Annotated in this window: 18 protein-coding genes and 1 riboswitch; of the genes, 13 read left to right on the plus strand and 5 right to left on the minus strand. The window is 30.2% G+C overall.

Going from position 1 to position 16,991, the window contains the following annotated elements; genetic code table 11:
• Nucleotides 1-36: 36 nt before the first annotated feature.
• From speD to AB4Y15_RS00595, 8 genes are all read left to right on the plus strand, one after another.
• Entirely contained in the window at nucleotides 37-465 is a 429-nt protein-coding gene (gene speD / locus AB4Y15_RS00560) for an adenosylmethionine decarboxylase (protein ID WP_427337771.1), read from the plus strand.
• Between the two features lie 348 nt (nucleotides 466-813).
• Complete coding sequence (speE, locus tag AB4Y15_RS00565; RefSeq protein WP_427338133.1) at nucleotides 814-1,686, plus strand: polyamine aminopropyltransferase; 873 nt, start codon at nucleotides 814-816, stop codon at nucleotides 1,684-1,686.
• Complete coding sequence (speB, locus tag AB4Y15_RS00570) at nucleotides 1,676-2,527, plus strand: agmatinase (protein WP_427337773.1); 852 nt, start codon at nucleotides 1,676-1,678, stop codon at nucleotides 2,525-2,527. The genes speE and speB overlap by 11 nt, the downstream gene beginning before the upstream one ends.
• Before the next feature lie 311 nt (nucleotides 2,528-2,838).
• On the plus strand, nucleotides 2,839-4,023 hold the full coding sequence (locus AB4Y15_RS00575; RefSeq protein WP_427337775.1) for a dicarboxylate/amino acid:cation symporter: 1,185 nt from the start codon (nucleotides 2,839-2,841) through the stop codon (nucleotides 4,021-4,023).
• Nucleotides 4,024-4,577: 554 nt separating this feature from the next.
• Entirely contained in the window at nucleotides 4,578-6,152 is a 1,575-nt protein-coding gene (locus tag AB4Y15_RS00580; RefSeq protein WP_427337777.1) for a DUF3794 and LysM peptidoglycan-binding domain-containing protein, read from the plus strand.
• Between the two features lie 91 nt (nucleotides 6,153-6,243).
• Complete coding sequence (gene ispE, locus AB4Y15_RS00585; protein WP_427337779.1) at nucleotides 6,244-7,095, plus strand: 4-(cytidine 5'-diphospho)-2-C-methyl-D-erythritol kinase; 852 nt, start codon at nucleotides 6,244-6,246, stop codon at nucleotides 7,093-7,095.
• A gap of 13 nt (nucleotides 7,096-7,108) precedes the next feature.
• Entirely contained in the window at nucleotides 7,109-7,810 is a 702-nt protein-coding gene (locus AB4Y15_RS00590; protein WP_427337781.1) for a GntR family transcriptional regulator, read from the plus strand.
• 3 nt (nucleotides 7,811-7,813) lie between these two features.
• The gene (locus AB4Y15_RS00595; protein WP_427337783.1) at nucleotides 7,814-8,551 is read left to right on the plus strand and encodes a nucleotidyltransferase family protein; all 738 of its coding nucleotides are present in this window, start codon (nucleotides 7,814-7,816) and stop codon (nucleotides 8,549-8,551) included.
• A 383-nt stretch (nucleotides 8,552-8,934) separates the two neighbouring features.
• On the opposite strand, the gene AB4Y15_RS00600 is transcribed toward AB4Y15_RS00595, so the two are convergent.
• From AB4Y15_RS00600 to ribD, 5 genes are read right to left on the minus strand one after another with little or no spacing between them, the layout of a single operon-like run.
• Nucleotides 8,935-9,180: a hypothetical protein gene (locus AB4Y15_RS00600; RefSeq protein WP_427337785.1), complete on the minus strand. Its 246-nt coding sequence runs from the start codon at nucleotides 9,178-9,180 to the stop codon at nucleotides 8,935-8,937.
• A 2-nt stretch (nucleotides 9,181-9,182) separates the two neighbouring features.
• Nucleotides 9,183-9,656 (minus strand): 6,7-dimethyl-8-ribityllumazine synthase, encoded by a 474-nt coding sequence (ribH, locus tag AB4Y15_RS00605; RefSeq protein WP_427337787.1) that lies wholly within the window; start codon nucleotides 9,654-9,656, stop codon nucleotides 9,183-9,185.
• Between the two features lies 1 nt (nucleotide 9,657).
• Nucleotides 9,658-10,872, minus strand: a complete 1,215-nt coding sequence (locus AB4Y15_RS00610) for a bifunctional 3,4-dihydroxy-2-butanone-4-phosphate synthase/GTP cyclohydrolase II (RefSeq protein ID WP_427337788.1) — start codon at nucleotides 10,870-10,872, stop codon at nucleotides 9,658-9,660.
• A gap of 13 nt (nucleotides 10,873-10,885) precedes the next feature.
• Entirely contained in the window at nucleotides 10,886-11,545 is a 660-nt protein-coding gene (locus tag AB4Y15_RS00615; protein WP_427337789.1) for a riboflavin synthase, read from the minus strand.
• The gene (gene ribD / locus AB4Y15_RS00620) at nucleotides 11,538-12,644 is read right to left on the minus strand and encodes a bifunctional diaminohydroxyphosphoribosylaminopyrimidine deaminase/5-amino-6-(5-phosphoribosylamino)uracil reductase RibD (RefSeq protein ID WP_427337791.1); all 1,107 of its coding nucleotides are present in this window, start codon (nucleotides 12,642-12,644) and stop codon (nucleotides 11,538-11,540) included. The genes AB4Y15_RS00615 and ribD overlap by 8 nt, the downstream gene beginning before the upstream one ends.
• Before the next feature lie 88 nt (nucleotides 12,645-12,732).
• Nucleotides 12,733-12,850: riboswitch (FMN riboswitch) on the minus strand.
• 179 nt (nucleotides 12,851-13,029) lie between these two features.
• Between ribD and AB4Y15_RS00625 the strand changes: the two genes are divergently transcribed.
• The 5 genes from AB4Y15_RS00625 to AB4Y15_RS00645 all read left to right on the plus strand — a co-directional run bounded on the left by AB4Y15_RS00625 (nucleotide 13,030) and on the right by AB4Y15_RS00645 (nucleotide 16,985).
• Nucleotides 13,030-13,593: a biotin transporter BioY gene (locus tag AB4Y15_RS00625; RefSeq protein WP_427337793.1), complete on the plus strand. Its 564-nt coding sequence runs from the start codon at nucleotides 13,030-13,032 to the stop codon at nucleotides 13,591-13,593.
• Nucleotides 13,594-13,610: 17 nt separating this feature from the next.
• Complete coding sequence (bioB, locus tag AB4Y15_RS00630) at nucleotides 13,611-14,600, plus strand: biotin synthase BioB (RefSeq protein WP_427337794.1); 990 nt, start codon at nucleotides 13,611-13,613, stop codon at nucleotides 14,598-14,600.
• Between the two features lie 2 nt (nucleotides 14,601-14,602).
• Complete coding sequence (gene bioD, locus AB4Y15_RS00635) at nucleotides 14,603-15,331, plus strand: dethiobiotin synthase (RefSeq protein WP_427337796.1); 729 nt, start codon at nucleotides 14,603-14,605, stop codon at nucleotides 15,329-15,331.
• A 1-nt stretch (nucleotide 15,332) separates the two neighbouring features.
• The gene (gene bioA / locus AB4Y15_RS00640) at nucleotides 15,333-16,679 is read left to right on the plus strand and encodes an adenosylmethionine--8-amino-7-oxononanoate transaminase (RefSeq protein WP_427337798.1); all 1,347 of its coding nucleotides are present in this window, start codon (nucleotides 15,333-15,335) and stop codon (nucleotides 16,677-16,679) included.
• A gap of 90 nt (nucleotides 16,680-16,769) precedes the next feature.
• Complete coding sequence (locus tag AB4Y15_RS00645; RefSeq protein WP_427337800.1) at nucleotides 16,770-16,985, plus strand: CLC_0170 family protein; 216 nt, start codon at nucleotides 16,770-16,772, stop codon at nucleotides 16,983-16,985.
• Nucleotides 16,986-16,991: the final 6 nt, after the last annotated feature.

The following is a 16,991-nucleotide window of genomic DNA, read 5'->3' on the forward strand; positions in this document are numbered from 1 at the left end:
TGAAAATTAATATTCTTTATAGAAAGGAGAAGGCTTATGAAAATAGAACAATTAGGAAGACATATTTTAGCAGAGTTTTATAACTGTGATAGGGATATATTAAATGACCATGCCTTAATAGAGAAATATATGAATGAAGCAGCTATTGAAGCAAAGGCAACAATAGTAAAGAGTGTATTCCATTTATTCAATCCATGGGGAGTAAGTGGAGTTGTAGTAATACAAGAATCTCATCTTACAATTCATACTTGGCCAGAATACGGATATGCTGCAGTTGATTTATTTACATGTGGAGATGAAGTAGATCCATGGATTGCTTTTGATTACTTAAAAGAAAAATTAAAAGCTGAAAAAACAGAAACACAAGAAGTTCCAAGAGGAATAGTAGAGAAAATAAAAAGATTTTCAGATGGTAAATTAGATGATATAAAAGTTAAACACAAACCAGAAGTTGTAAGTGCATAATTTTTAATTTATGAAAAAAAATAAAGCCGAGGGCAGTCTCGGCTTTAGAGTTTGTTGGCAAAATTAAATTCGATAATAGATTGAAAAATAACGCTCATAGACAAAACTTTAGAGAAAACTAAGATTCATAATTTTGAAAAATCCTAACGCACCTAATCAAGACCTCCTGTCTTGTAGGATGCTGGTTTGACATCCTGTCAAACCTACGGATTTTTCTAAAATTATTCATCAAGTTTTCATTGCTAAAGTTTTGTAATTATTCGCTCTTATTTTTCAATTATGTTTACAGCCTGTAAAGCCGAGGGCAAATCTCGGCTTTAGAAATTATAAGAGCAATAAATAACTAACATAAGGAGGAATCTTGAAAAGGAATTATGGTTTACTGAAAAACATACTGATTATGCTAAATTCTCTTTTAAAGTAAAAAAACATCTTTATTCAGAAAAGAGTCCTTTTCAACAAGTAGATTTTATAGATACATATGAATTTGGCAAGGTGCTTTTATTAGATGGGCTTGTTATGGTAACAGAAAAAGACGAATTTATATATCATGATATGATAACTCATGTTGCTATGGCTACAAATCCTGAAATTAAAAGGGTTTTAGTTATAGGTGGTGGAGATGGTGGTACAGTAAGAGAGTTAACTAGATATAATACAATAGAAAAAATCGATATGGTTGAAATAGATGAATTAGTTGTTAAAGCTTCAAGAGAATTCTTACCACTAACTTCATCTAAACTAGATGATGAGAGAGTAACTTTATACTTTGAAGATGGAATAAAGTTTGTAGAAGATAAGGAAAACGAATATGATTTAATAATTGTAGACTCAACAGACCCAATAGGACCAGGAGAAGGATTATTTACTACAGAGTTTTATAAGAATTGCTATAAGGCGTTAAGTGATAAAGGTATACTTGTTAATCAAAATGAAAGTCCTTACTATGAAAGAGATGCTAAGGCTATGCTAAGAGCAACAGGAAAATTAAAGAAAATTTTCCCTATAGTAGAAGTATATCAATTCCATATGCCTACTTATCCATCAGGACATTGGCTATTTGGATTTGCATCAAAATCATTACATCCAATTAAAGATTTCAAACCAGAAGAGTGGAAGAAATTTAACCTAAAAACTAAGTATTACAATACAGACATACATGTAGGAGCATTTGCTTTACCAACTTACGTTAAGGAGATGATTGAAGCTGGTGCTAAATAAAAATATCCATACATTTATAGGATTTGATAGTGAATATGAAGATTCACAAATAGTAGTATTTGGAGCCCCCTTTGATGGAACGACTTCATTTAGACCAGGAACGAGATTTGCTCCTGCTATAATGAGAAATGAATCATACGGATTAGAGACATATAGCCCATATCTTGATAGGGATTTGACTGATATAAAAGTTTATGATGCTGGTGATTTAGAATTTCCATTTGGTAATACGAAAAAAGTATTAGATATGATAGAAGAGTTTACTAAAAATGTTTTAAATGATGGAAAGATACCTGTTATGATAGGTGGAGAGCATTTAGTAACTTTACCATCTGTTAAAGCAGTTTACGAAAAGTATAAAGACCTTTATGTTTTGCATTTTGATGCCCATACAGATTTAAGAGAGGATTATATGGGTGAAAAGTTATCACACGCAACAGTTATAAGAAGAGTTTGGGAATTTCTCGGAGATGGTAGAATATATCAATTTGGAATTAGATCTGGTGAAAGAGAAGAATTTGAATGGGCTAAAAAGCATACAAAGATGACTAAATTTACCTATGAGGGCCTTGAAGATGTAGTAAATGAGCTAAAAGGGAAAAAAGTCTATATTACTATTGATTTAGATATTTTAGATCCATCGGTTTTCCCTGGGACTGGTACACCAGAGCCTGGAGGAATATCGTTTAATGACATGATGGATATCATTGGTATTTTAAAGAATTTAAATATTGTAGGAGCCGATATTGTAGAGTTATCTCCACATTATGATAATAGTGGAGCTTCAACTGCTGTTGCATGTAAAATACTTAGAGAGCTAGTTCTTGCGATTAGCAAATAATTTTAAAGCGGCCATTGGCCGCTTTAAAATTATTTTACTTAATAAATTGAAAGAAGTTATCATATTTTTTAGAAATCTTAATTTTTATTATGCTAAAAAAATACCTCCTTAAAAATATCCTAATCATATAAATAAAAGAAATTTATCAATATTTAATAAAATAAAGATAAAACTTTTTGTCAAGTTTGAATTTTCAATAGACATAATATTATGGATAATAATAAATTGTTGCATTTTATTAATAATTATTATAAAATATTAGAAATAAAATTTTGAAAATACAGAAAAATATAAAAAGAGTGGTGATAAGTATGGAAGAAAAGAAAATAGGACTATTGCCTAGATTAATTGCTGGAATTATTTTAGGAGTTATTATAGGACTAATTTCAAGATCTATACAAGTATACTTTCTAGTAAGAGTATTAAGTACATTTACAAGCATTTTTGGCAATTTTCTAAAATTTATTATTCCTTTAATAATTATAGGATTTGTTGCACCAGGTATAGCAGAATTGGGTAAAGGAGCAGGCAAATTACTTGGGATAACAGCCGGTATAGCATATATTTCTACGATAATATCGGGAACAATAGCCTTTTTTCTAGGTTCTACTATACTTCCAAATATAATTAAAGCAGGTGAAGTAGCTCAAAAATCGGCAATTAAAATAGAGCCTTATTTTACGATTGAAATGCCACCTATAATGGGGGTAATGACTGCTTTAATCTTTGCTTTTATATTAGGATTGGGAATGGCAAATATAAAGGGGAAATCTTTATTTGGAACGTTAAAAGATTTCCAAAATATAATTGAAGGTGTTGTAAGGAGAATATTGATTCCATTCATACCTGTTCATATTTCAGGTATATCTGCAAAATTAGCGGCTACAAATGAAATATTTAAAACAATTAAGGCTTTTTCGGCTGTTTTTGTATTGATAATAATTCTTCAGATAAGCTATATAATTATTCAATATGTAGTGGCATGGCTAGTGAGCGGTAAAAGCCCGTTTAAATCCATTAAAAATATGTTGCCAGCATATTTTACAGCACTTGGTACACAGTCTTCAGCTGCTACCATACCTGTAACTATTCAATGTGCTAGAAAAAACGGAATATCTGAAGATGTTATAGATTTTGTCATACCTTTAGGTGCTACTATCCATTTGGCTGGAGATACTATTACATTAGTGCTTGCATCTATGGGGCTTATGATGATATCAGGTACTATTCCTACATTTGAAATGATGTTCCCATTTATATTAATGTTAGGTGTAACGATGGTAGCTGCACCTGGAATACCTGGTGGTGGAGTATATGCTGCATTAGGTTTATTAGAAAATATGTTAGGTTTTACAGCTGCTCAACAAGGATTGATGATAGCTATTCATTTTTCACAGGATAGTTTTGGTACAGCTACAAATGTTACAGGAGACGGTGCTATAGCTTTAATAATTGATAAGATAGCGAAAAATAGTAAATTAGATAAAGGTGTTTAGATAGATGCCAAACCCACGATTTATTTAATCGTGGGTTGAGTTTGTTGACAAAGTAAAATTTTTAAAAATATATGAAAATAAAAGTGAATACTTGAAAGAATTTAGTTAAAAAAACTAGGTGAAAATTTTTGAGAAAATCCGTAGGCTTAGCAGGACGCTAAGCCAGCATCCTACAAGACAGGACGTCTTGATTAGGTGCGTTAGGATTTTCTAAAAATTTGAGCCTTTAGTTTTTTCTAAATTCTTTCGTATGAATGTTATTTTCATAAATATTTAAAAAGATAAGATTGTTAATAGTCTGATCCCACGATTTATTTAATCGTGGGTTAAATTTTTTTGTAGTAATTTTTTGGGACATTTTAACATAAAATTTTTCATAGAGAAATAATAATATAATAGGCTTTGAATTAGGGATTGGAACAAAATCTTCGATTTAAATAAATTAAGGAAGATTTTGTTGAAATCCATAGACGGAAATTAATTTTAAATTATCCACAATTCATTAAGGTTTAATAATTTCCTATGGATTATAAATAATTGAAAGGGGGATGAAGATGGCAGTTGAACTAATCAAAGATTTACTCAAAATAGAAGAAACGATAGGGAGAGAAGAAGTTGAGACATTAATTGAGGATGAAATATCATTATCGGAAGTTAAATCTGGTATAAAAAAGATACTTAATATTGACGGAGAGATAGAAACTTTAGAAACTAAAGCTGTTAAGGATAAAGTATTAATAAATGGAATAATTAAATACAATATACTATATGCTGCGGATGATGAAAATTTAACTATTCAGAGAATAGAAGATTCAACTAATTTCCAAGAAGAAATTTTAATTAACGGTGCAGAAGAAGAAATGAATGTCGACATTAAAACAAACATAGAACATATAGACTGTAATTTAATAGACAATAAAAAAATGTCTGTTAAGACTGTATTACATTTTAATACCAAAGTTCAATCATATAGCAATATAGAAGTAGTAAAAGATATTCAAGGAGTTGAAGGAATACAAACTTTAAAAGATTACATAAGATATAATGATATTGTAGGAAGTAATACATCTGATACTTTGGTAAAAGAAGCATTTGAATTATCTGAAGATATGCCAAGTATAGAACATATACTTAAGTTAAAAGTAAAGGGGTATGAAAAGGAAGTCAGGGTGGTTGAAGATAAGGTAATAGTGGCAGGAGTAGTTGAATGCTTAATAATATATTATAGTGAAGATGAAGAGAGTAGAATAAATCACGTTAAGTATGAAATTCCATTTACACATTTCGTTGACTTACCGGGTGCAGTTAAAGATATGAATAACAAAGTAAACATAGAAATTTCTAATGTTGAATATGATATAAGAGAGGATATAAGTGGCGAAAAAAGAGTAATAGATATAGAAGCATTTGTAAAAGTAAGTGCTAAAGTATTTGAACAAAGAGAAAAAGAAGTAATATTAGATTCATATTCTACAAAGAGAAAGTTTAAATTAGTTAAAAAAGAAGTAGATGTATTAGAAAATATAGGAGAAAGTATATCTAAAGAGCTTGTAAAAGGAGTAGTTAATTTACCACAGAATTATGAAGGTATTGAGAGTATATGCGATTTAATGGCAAAACCTGTATTAACAGATTATAGAGTTGTAGAAAATAAATTAATAATTGAAGGCTTACTTGAAACAGATGTATTATATGTTGGAGAATCTACAGGGGAAATAATGAGTTTCAAAGAAGAAATACCGTTTAAATCTTACGTAAATGTAGATGAAATTAATGAAGATATGGATATTGACATTGACCTTATGATGGATAGCTTAAAATTTAACAGAGTTAATTCACGTGATATTGAAATAGAAGGTATTGTAAAAAATAATGTTAAGGTTGATAGAATTAAGAAGATTGATATTATAACAGAGATTGAAGAAGATGATAAAGTAATTGATTTAAGTAACAAACCTAGTATAACCATTTATATAGTTCAAAAAGGTGATACATTATGGGATATAGCTAAGAGGTTTAATACCACTGTTGATGAGTTAATAAGTACAAATGATATTATAAATCCTGAAAATATAATGCCAGGTGAAAAAATTATTATTCAAAAACAAATTGAAGTTGTGGAATTTTAAGAAGCTCTAAGGTCTGCCTTAGAGCTTTTATTAATGACTAAAGAAGGATTTTTCTATAAAATATATAATATATAGATAAGGAGTTGATATTGTGAGAAAAATAGAAGTAGAAGCTCATGCCAAAATAAATCTTTCATTAGATGTATTAAGAAGAAGAGAAGACGGGTATCATGAAGTTAGAATGATAATGCAGCAGATTAGTTTAAAAGATATTATACAAATTGAAGAGTATAGTGGTAATGTAATCATAGAAACGAATGAAAGGATGCTTCCTACCGATTCCACAAATCTTGCGTATAGAGCTTGGGATATTTTATCTAAAAGATTCAATATTAATAGAGGAGTTAAAATAAAGATAGAAAAGAATATACCTATAGCTGCTGGTTTAGCAGGTGGAAGTGCAGATGCAGCGGCTGTATTGAAAGGTTTAAATGAATTATGGAATTTAAACCTTAAAGAAAAGGATTTAATGGATATAGGATTAGAAATTGGAGCTGATGTTCCTTATTGTATTATGGGGGGAACAGCATTAGCTGAAGGTATAGGAGAAAAACTAACTAGACTAAAGAGTTTTAAAAATAAACTTGTTCTCATAGCAAAGCCTTCGATACAAGTTTCTACAGCATATGTATATAAAAATTTAAAAATTGAAGATATAAAAGAGCACCCTGATATAGATAATTTGATAAAAAATATTGAACTAGACAATGTGAATTTTGTAGCTAAAAATATGATTAATGTATTAGAAACAGTAACTATCAATAAATATCCTATTATACAAAAAATAAAAGAGCATATGATGAGATTTAATGCCCTAGGCAGTTTGATGAGTGGTAGCGGGCCTACTGTATTTGGTATATTTGATAACATTGATGATATTATAAAATGCAAAGAAGAACTTGAAACATGGATTGATAGGGTGCATATAGTTAGAACTATCTAGGGGGGATATTTTTTTGAATAAGGATTTAGATAAGCTTAAACTACATGACTACAAGCCTCTTAGGGAAATTGTATTTGAATCTTTAAGAGAGGCAATAATAGATGGGAAATTAAAACCTGGTGAAAGGTTAATGGAAGTGCAATTAGCAGAAAAGTTGGGAGTAAGTAGGACACCTGTAAGAGAGGCAATAAGGAAATTAGAACTTGAAGGATTAGTGATTATGATTCCTAGAAAAGGGGCATATGTTGCAGATGTATCTATAAAGGATATATTAGAGGTTTTAGAGATAAGAGCTTCTCTTGAAGGATTAGCGGCTCAATTAGCGGCGGAACGAATAACAGATGATGAACTTGAAGCTTTAAGAATAAAAGCTAGAGAATTTGATGAATGTATAAAAAACAAAGATATAAAATGTATTATACAAAAAGATGTAGAGTTTCATGACATTATCTTTAAAGCTACGAGAAATGAAAAACTTATAGCAATTGCTGAAAGCTTAAGAGAACAGGTGCAGAGATTCAGGATTATATATATGACAGAATATAATGGATCAACTAAGTTATCTGAAGAGCATAGTAAAATAATCGAAGCAATAAGCAAAAGAAAACCAAAGGAAGCAAAATATTATGCAGAAATTCATATAGAAAATGCTGAAAACTATATTATTAAAGTGACTAAATCTAAAATGAATAAAAGGACAAGTGGGGTCGAGTAGGGAATGATTAACGGTATAATATTAGCTGGAAAGTCAGAAAAAAAGTTAGATGGGGAATATACAAAAGCACTTGTAAATATTAATGGGAAGCCTATGATTTCTTATGTAATCAAAGCATTAAAGGAATCTGGAGTAATAGATAAAATAGTTGTAGTTGGAGATAGAGATGAACTTGATAAAATTGGGTTTGAAGATGTGGAATTTGTGATTCAGGACAGAGGTTCAATAATAGATAATGTAATTGCAGGGGTAGATTACTTTAAAGAAGACTCTATGGTACTAATATCTACCTGTGATATTCCACTTTTGACGGCTCAAGCCGTATATGATTTTGTAAAGAAATCATTAGAGTCTAAAGCAGATATTTGTTATCCAATAATTGAAAAAAGTGTTTGTCTTGAAAAATATCCAGAGGCAATTAGAACTTATGCCAAGCTTAAAGATGGCTATTTTACTGGTGGGAATTTGATGTTAATAAATCCAAAAGTTTTAGATAGATGCATAACAAAGGCAAAACAAATGATAGAATATAGAAAAAATCCCGTAAAAATGAGTAAAGTATTAGGATTTACTTTCTTATTGAAACTTGTTGTTGGCAGACTTACTATTGAGAGCGCAGAAAAAAGAGTATCTAAAATTTTAAGATTGAAGCCAAAGGCAATAATAACACCATACCCTGAGATTGGAAATGATGTGGATAAACCCGAAGATTTAAATATGGTTGAAAAATATTTAAGTTGAATTGAGGGCTAATAGCCATCAGACCGTTGACAAACTTATCTTTTAAAATATTTTATGAAAATGAAAGCGAATGCTTGAAAGAATTTAGTTAAAAAACTAGGTGAAAATTTTTGAGAAAATCCGTAGGCTTAGCATGGACGCTAAGCCAGCTTCCAGAGTCAGGATGACTCATTGGAAGCGTTAGGATTTTCTAAAAATTTGAGCCTTAAGTTTTTTCTAAATTCGTCCGCATGAGCGTCATTTTCATATATATTTCACTTTGTCAACAAGCTAAGAGGGCTAAATAGCCCTCGTATTGTGTTTTTATAAATTTTAATTTACTTTAAAATAAAACGTAGCAAGCATTATTCAAAAATTCAATTAAAAGTTAAAAAATAGTTAAGTTATCTTATATTTATATATATAAAAGTAAATAATGTTAGGATAATTAAATTTATAACAATCTTTATTAGATTTTTATTTTGTGATAATAGTTCAGTAAAAACTTCAAATATAGAAACAGCCATTACTGCTATAAGCATATAAACTAGATTTTTCTGATTAATAAGAGTCAAAACTGCTGCAATTGTCGAAACCATATATAATGGATATCTTATTAGATTAATATAATTACTATTCTTTTCGTTCATTTTTATTCATTCCAAACTCCTTCCTTTAAAAGGTTTGCCATTTCAATAGCAGTTAAAGCAGCTTCATAGCCTTTGTTACCAGCTTTTGTTCCAGCTCTTTCAATAGCTTGTTCAATAGTATCTGTAGTTAAAACGCCAAATATCACAGGTACTTCAGTATCTAAAGACACTTTTGCTATACCTTTTGAAACTTCGCTTGCTACATAGTCAAAATGAGGCGTAGCCCCTCTTATTACTGCTCCTAGACAGATTACTGCATTATATTTTTTAGATTTAGCCATTTTTTTAGCTATTAGCGGAATTTCAAAAGAACCAGGAACCCAAGCTACTTCAATATCTTCTTCATTTACTCCATGTCTTCTTAGTCCGTCTAAAGCGCCAGAAAGAAGTTTACTACTTATAAATTCGTTGAACCTACTTATTATAATTCCAAACTTTAAATCTTGGGCAATTAATTTACCTTCATAGATTTTCATGTTATTCTTCCTCCTTTAAAAATTCTAATATGTGTCCCATCTTTTCCTTTTTAGTTTTTAAATAATATTTATTTTTTTCATTATAGCTTACTTCAAGAGGTATTCTTTCAACTATTTTAAGTCCATAGCTTGATAAGCCAGAAAGTTTTTTCGGATTGTTTGTCATGAGTTTTATATTTTTAACTCCTAAATCTACAAGTATCTGTGCTCCGACTGTATAATCTCTCAAGTCTTCGGGAAAACCTAAAGCGAGATTGGCTTCTACTGTATCCATACCTTTATCTTGGAGGACATATGCCTTTAACTTATTTATTAAACCTATTCCTCTTCCCTCTTGACGTAAGTATATTAAAACACCTTTGCCTTCTTCATTAATTTTTTTCAATGCAGCTTGTAATTGTTCTCCACAGTCGCATCTCATTGAACCAAAAGTATCACCAGTAAGGCATTCAGAATGAATTCTTACAAGTACAGGTTCATCTCCAGCTATATTGCCTTTTACTAAAGCTACATGATGTTCGTCGTTTAATTTATTCTGGTATCCAATTATTTTGAATTCTCCATATTTTGTAGGCATATCAGCTTCTGCAACTTTTTCTATTAAAATTTCGTTTTTTCTTCTATAGGCTATTAAATCTGCTATAGTAATTATTTTGAGATTATGTTTTTTTGCAAATTCCATAAGTTGTGGAAGTCTTGCCATACTACCGTCATCATTCATAATTTCACAAATTACACCTGCTGGATATAAATTAGCAAGTCTTGCAAGGTCTACTGCAGCTTCCGTATGTCCAGCTCTTTTTAAAACTCCACCTTGTCTTGCTTCGAGAGGGAATACATGACCTGGTCTTTTAAAATCTTGAGGTTTAGCGTTTTTATCTAAAACTTTTTTTATAGTAAGAGCTCTTTCAAAAGCTGAAATACCAGTTTTAGTTTCTTTAGCATCTATTGATATCGTAAAGGCAGTTGAATGTGAGTCAGTATTTTCGCTGACCATCTGAGGTATATCAAGTGCTTTAAGTCTTTCAGAAATTATAGGCATGCAGATAAGACCTCTGCCGTATTTTGCCATGAAATTAACTGCTTCTGGTGTAACTTTTTCTGCAGCCATTACGAGGTCGCCTTCGTTTTCTCTGTTTTCATCATCTACTACGATAATCATTTTGCCCTGCTTTATATCTACTATAGCTTCTTCTATAGTATTGAATTTAAACAAATTTATCACCTCTTTATATAAATCCATGTTCTTTTAAGAACTTTATATCTATATCTTTGTCATCCTCTTCCTTTTTATTGTGAATTAATAGCTTTTCAACATATTTTCCTATCATATCGCATTCTAGATTGACTTCATCACCTAAAGATTTTTCTATAAGCGTTGTAACCTTTTTAGTATGGGGGATTATAGATACTTTAAATACTTTATTATCAATGTAAGCTACTGTTAAGCTAATCCCGTCAATAGCGATAGAGCCTTTATAGATGATATATTTCAACAATTCTTCAGGAGGTTTTATAGTAACCCATACTGCATTATCTTCTTTATCGAATGACAGTATTTTACCTGTTCCATCGATATGGCCACTTACCAAATGTCCTCCTAATCTGTCACCTAATCTTAATGCTCTTTCTAAATTAACTTTACTTCCTGGCACTAGATTTTTTAAATTGCTTCTTTTCATAGTTTCAGGCATGACATCTACGCTGAATGTATTATCAGTAAAATCTGTAACAGTTAAACATACTCCGTTTGTGCTAATACTATCTCCAATCTTTATATCTTCTAATACTTTCTTTGCTTTTATAACTATTTTCACAGATTTAGTTCCTTTTAAAATCGATTTAACTATACCTACCTCTTCAACAAGACCAGTAAACAAGTTAATCACCTTCTTTATTTCGTATATATCCTTCTATCATAATATCTTCATCTAACTTATGAATTGTAATATTATCTATGTAAAAAGAGTCTTTTACAAATGGAATACCATCTCCGTCAACAGGAGTTTTGGATAGATGACCTCCGATTATTTTAGGTGCTATAAAGAAGTTTATTTTATCAACTATATTAGATTTTAAAGCAGAGTAATTGAGAGTTCCTCCACCTTCTAGAAGAATGCTGTCTATACCCATTTCACCCAGCTTTTTCATAAGATAATTTAAGTCCACTCTGCCGTTTATAGTTGGTGTGGTCAGGACTTCTACCCCTAGCTCTTTAAGTTTTTTTGTTTTGCTCTTATCAGCTAAAACGGTGGTGGCTACTATAGTTCTTGCATTAGATACATCTTTAACTACTTTTGCGTCTAAAGGTATTCTGCACCTGCTGTCTACAATAACTCTTACAGGGTTTTTCCCTTTAAAATTCTTTAACCTTACTGTAAGTTGAGGATTATCAACTATGATTGTATTTATTCCTACCATTATGGCACTGTATCTGTGCCTTAATTTATGAACGTACTGCCTGGAAGTTTTACCAGTAATCCATTTAGAATCAGAAAACTTTGTAGCTATTTTTCCATCTAGAGTCATTGCAGTTTTCATGAGGCAGAAAGGAACTTTAGTTGTAATATATTTTATAAAGATTTCGTTAAGTTTTCTTGCTTCATTTTCTAGTATTCCTATTTCTACTTCAATTCCATTATTTTTAAGTATCTCTACACCTTTACCAGAAACTAAAGGATTAGGATCTAATGTTGCTATAATAACTTTTTTAATACCGCTGTTTATTATTCTGTTAACACAGGGAGGAGTTTTTCCAAAATGAGAACATGGTTCTAAAGTTACATACATGATTGAATTTTCTGGATTTTCAACAACTGAATTCAAAGCTTCAACTTCTGCATGATTTCCGCCAAAGTATTTATGATAGCCCTCACCTATAATACTGCCATTCTTAACAATGACGCAGCCTACCATTGGATTAGGATTTACAAAGCCAGCTCCTTTTTCTGCTAATTCTAATGCTCTTTTCATGTATTTTATATCCATTATCAATCACCCCCCATACATAAAAAATAAAGCCCTGAAGTTTTAACTTCAGGGCATAAAATTTCAGAAAATATAGAACATTTTGCAACATTTCCTTCTCCCATCCAGACTATACTGTCGGCTCTGGAATTTCACCAGATCAACCGCTATTGCGGCTCGCGGGCTATACCGCCGGTCGGGAATTTCACCCTGCCCTGAAGGAAATATATATTCTTTATATTTAATTGTTTAAATAAAGCATATCATTATTAGATTTTAAAATCAAGTTTTTTTAATTTATATCAAATTAAAATGTCAACCATAAAAAATAAAAAGGTTGACAATATGTTTTGGTTTATATTATTATATTTACAGTTATATACATTAAAGAAAAGGAGGCATAGTCATGAGAATAAAAATACGCAATATGATTTTAGTGTCTTTATTTGCAGCATTAACGGCAATAGGTGCTTTTATTAGAATTCCTACTCCTATAGTACCTTTTACGCTCCAATTTCTTTTTTGTGCCTATGCTGGTACACTTTTAGGTTCGAGATTAGGTTTAATTTCTCAACTTCTATATGTAGGAATAGGTTTAGCAGGAGTTCCTATATTTACAAAAGGAGGAGGTATTTCTTATATTTTTCAGCCTACTTTTGGATATTTGATAGGATTCATATTATGTGCATATGTAATTGGTAAGCTTACAGAAAATCTTAAAGAGATTACATTTATAAAATATTTTATAATCGTAGTTACTGGACTTATGATTGTTTATGGTATTGGAGTTCCATATCTATATTTAATTGTAAATTACTATTTAGGAAAGACTATGACATTTGGACAGGCTATATATGCAGGTTTTGCTCTATATATAGTGCCAGATTTACTGCTTAGTGCTTTAGTAGCATTTACTTCAGTAAAGGTAATACCTATTTTGAAAAAATTAGGGTATATAACTAGAATATAAGAAAAGGGGAATAAGTTATGAAAGAAATTATATCTAACATTATTGAAAGAATTTTAAATGGTGGTCAGATTTACTATGATGAAGCAGTAGAAATTGTTAATATAGATGAAAAAGATATTGAAACATTAGAGATATTATTCAAAGGTGCGAATGCAATAAGAGAAAAGTTTGCAGGTAGAAAAGTTGATTTATGTACTATAATGAACGTAAAATCTGGAAGATGTTCTGAAGATTGTAAATTTTGTGCTCAATCTGTTTATTATAATACTGGAGTTATGGAATACGGATTATTAGATTATGATAAGATTTTAAAAAGAGCAAAAGAAATGGAGAAAGCTGGTGCTCACAGATTTTCACTTGTAACTAGTGGTAAAGGCATTAAAGGTAAAGATTTTGAAAAAATATTAGATATTTATAGAAGATTGGTTAAAGATACTAGTTTGAAACTATGTGCTTCTCTTGGAATTATAAGCTATGAACAGGCTTTAAAGCTGAAAGAAGCGGGAGTATCAATGTATCATCATAACATAGAAACGAGCAGAGAATATTATAAAGAGATTTGTACAACTCATTCATATGAAGAGAGAATAGAGAGTATTAAAAATGCGATGAAAGCAGGGCTTAAAATCTGTTGTGGCGGGATAATAGGTATGGGGGAAAGCAAAGAAGATAGAATAAAAATGGCATTTGAAATTAGAAATCTAGGAGTAAAATCGATTCCAATAAATGTATTAAGTCCAATCAAGGGAACACCTTTAGAAAATAAAGAAATACTGTCGCCTTTTGAAATACTAAAGACAATGGCTCTGTATAGATATATAATACCAGATGGCTATATAAGATATGCTGGTGGAAGAATGGCTTTAAAAAACAAACAAAATATAGGTTTTAGAGCAGGAGTAAATGCTGCATTAGTAGGAGATTATTTAACTACAATAGGAAGCAATATTGAAGAAGATAAAAAAATGATAATACAAGAAGGTTTAGATATAGGAAAGGGGTATTAAAATTGGGGAAAGGATTATTTATCGTAGGAACTGATACTGATGTAGGAAAATCTGTTATTACTGCAGGGTTAGTATATATTTTGAGAAAAAATGGAATAAATGCATGCAGTTTTAAGGCCGTGCAAAGCGGTGGTATTATCGAAAATGGTAGACTTATTTCAGGTGATACTGTATTAGTTAAAAAAGTATGTAATTTAGAAGAAGATGAAAATTTAATGAATCCTTACTGTCTAAAGATACCAGTATCTCCTCATCTTGCAGCAAAGATAGAGGGAATAGAGATTAGCAAAAAAAAGATATTAGATACATATAGAAAATTATCACAAAAATATGAATACATAATCGCTGAAGGTAGTGGTGGCATAATTGTACCTATAATAGAAAATAGGTACTTTATATATGATTTGATAAAAGATTTAAATCTTCCGATTATAATAGTTTCGAGGGCAGATGTAGGGACAATAAATCATACGGTTTTAACTGTAAAATTTGCAGAAAGTATAGGCTTAGATATTAAAGGAATTATTATAAACAGATATACAGGCAAAATACATGAGAGGGACAATATTGAAACAATAAAAAATATAACTAAAAAGGAAATCTTAGCAGTAATAGATAACATAAAGGATTTTGATTTTAATAGCAATAATTTTGAAAGTTTAAAATCTGAATTTGAAAAGAAAATAGATGCAGATAGAATATTAAGTTTATTTAACGAAAAGGGGTATTAAAATGAATTCAATGCAAATCAAAGATTTAAGGTACATATGGCATCCTTGTTCTCAAATGAAAGATTATGAAGATTTCCCTCCTATAGTTATAGAAAGGGGAGAAGGAGTATTTTTATATGATATTGAAGGAAATCGCTATTTAGATGCTATATCATCTTGGTGGGTAAATCTTTTCGGACATAATAATAAAAGGATAAATAAAGCTATTAAGAATCAAATTGAGAAATTAGAACATGTTATTTTTGCAAATTTCTCACACAAACCTGCAATTGAATTAGCAGAAAGGATAGTAAATATAACTCCAGAAGGTTTGAATAAAGTCTTTTTTGCCGATAATGGTTCATCTGCTATAGAAGTAGCATTAAAATTAAGTTTTCAGTATTTTCAGCAAATAGGAAAGATTAAAAAGACTAAATTTGCTGCTATAACTAATGCTTATCACGGAGAAACTCTAGGAGCTTTATCTGTTGGTAATATAGATTTGTATAGCAAGATTTACAAACCATTATTATTAAATACTTTTAAAGTTGAAGGACCAGATTGTTATAGGTGTAAATATAATTTATCTAGAGAAACTTGTAGTGCGGAATGTTTTGAACATATGGAAAAAACTATTGTCAAACATCATGAAGAAATAGCTGGTGTTGTAATCGAACCTATGGTTCAAGGGGCTGCAGGAATGAAAATATATTCTCCTGTTTATTTAAAAAAACTTAGAAAAATATGTGATGAGTATGATATTCATCTTATAGCTGATGAAATAGCTGTTGGATTTGGAAGAACAGGGAAGATGTTCGCTTGTGAACATGCAGGTATTTCGCCAGATATTATGTGTTTATCGAAGGGATTAACGGCTGGATATTTACCTTTATCACTTACACTTATGACTGATAAGATATACGAGGCATTTTATGATGAATATACTACTTTAAAAGCATTCCTGCACAGTCATAGTTATACGGGAAATCCGATAAGTTGTGCTGTAGCTTGTGAAACATTAAACATATTTGAAGAAGAAAGTATTATAGAGAAAAATAAGATTAAATCAGAACTTATTAATGAAAAGGTTAAAGAGCTTTTGCTAGATATCCCGTATGTAGGTGAATTTAGAAAAATCGGAATGATAGGGGCTATAGAACTTGTAAAAGATAAAGATACAAAAGAGAGTTTTGACTGGAGAGAAAGAGTTGGATATAAAATTTATAGAATAGCTTTAAAATACGGAGTTTTATTAAGGCCTCTAGGAAATGTTATATATTTTATGCCCCCTTATGTAATAAATGATGAAGAAATAGAACTAATGGTTAATGTTGCAAGAAAATCTATTAAAGAGTATTTTGGGTTATAATCCTCATTTTATGAGGATTTTTTTTGTATAACATTATATATTATTGCAAATATTATATTTAGCAAAAATGTGAAAACAAGAGGTGATATTTTGGATTTAATAAAGTCAGTAATAAATGAATTTAAAGAGATATGTAGCTTATATATGGTTTTTTTAATAGTGTTTATAGGTTTATTTACATATTTTGTCGATGGAATGCATCTAAGAGCTAAGGGGAATATGAAAGAATCGAATTTAGCAAAAATAATAGGAATTATATATATAATTGGAGGGCCACTATTTTACTCTTTACTTAAGATTTTATAAGGAGGA

The sequence above is a fragment of the Caloranaerobacter longqiensis genome, assembly GCF_050286925.1.
GTDB lineage: Bacteria > Bacillota > Clostridia > Tissierellales > Thermohalobacteraceae > Caloranaerobacter.

Excerpts from the sequence above, each read along its gene's own strand:
- speD (WP_427337771.1), top strand. The coding sequence starts at position 37 with ATGAAAATAGAACAATTAGGAAGACATATTTTAGCAGAGTTTTATAAC.
- AB4Y15_RS00575 (WP_427337775.1), top strand. The coding sequence starts at position 2,839 with ATGGAAGAAAAGAAAATAGGACTATTGCCTAGATTAATTGCTGGAATT.
- AB4Y15_RS00580 (WP_427337777.1), top strand. The coding sequence starts at position 4,578 with ATGGCAGTTGAACTAATCAAAGATTTACTCAAAATAGAAGAAACGATA.
- AB4Y15_RS00595 (WP_427337783.1), top strand. The coding sequence starts at position 7,814 with ATGATTAACGGTATAATATTAGCTGGAAAGTCAGAAAAAAAGTTAGAT.
- AB4Y15_RS00600 (WP_427337785.1), bottom strand. The coding sequence starts at position 9,180 with ATGAACGAAAAGAATAGTAATTATATTAATCTAATAAGATATCCATTA.
- ribH (WP_427337787.1), bottom strand. The coding sequence starts at position 9,656 with ATGAAAATCTATGAAGGTAAATTAATTGCCCAAGATTTAAAGTTTGGA.
- ribD (WP_427337791.1), bottom strand. The coding sequence starts at position 12,644 with ATGGATATAAAATACATGAAAAGAGCATTAGAATTAGCAGAAAAAGGA.
- AB4Y15_RS00625 (WP_427337793.1), top strand. The coding sequence starts at position 13,030 with ATGAGAATAAAAATACGCAATATGATTTTAGTGTCTTTATTTGCAGCA.
- bioB (WP_427337794.1), top strand. The coding sequence starts at position 13,611 with ATGAAAGAAATTATATCTAACATTATTGAAAGAATTTTAAATGGTGGT.
- bioA (WP_427337798.1), top strand. The coding sequence starts at position 15,333 with ATGAATTCAATGCAAATCAAAGATTTAAGGTACATATGGCATCCTTGT.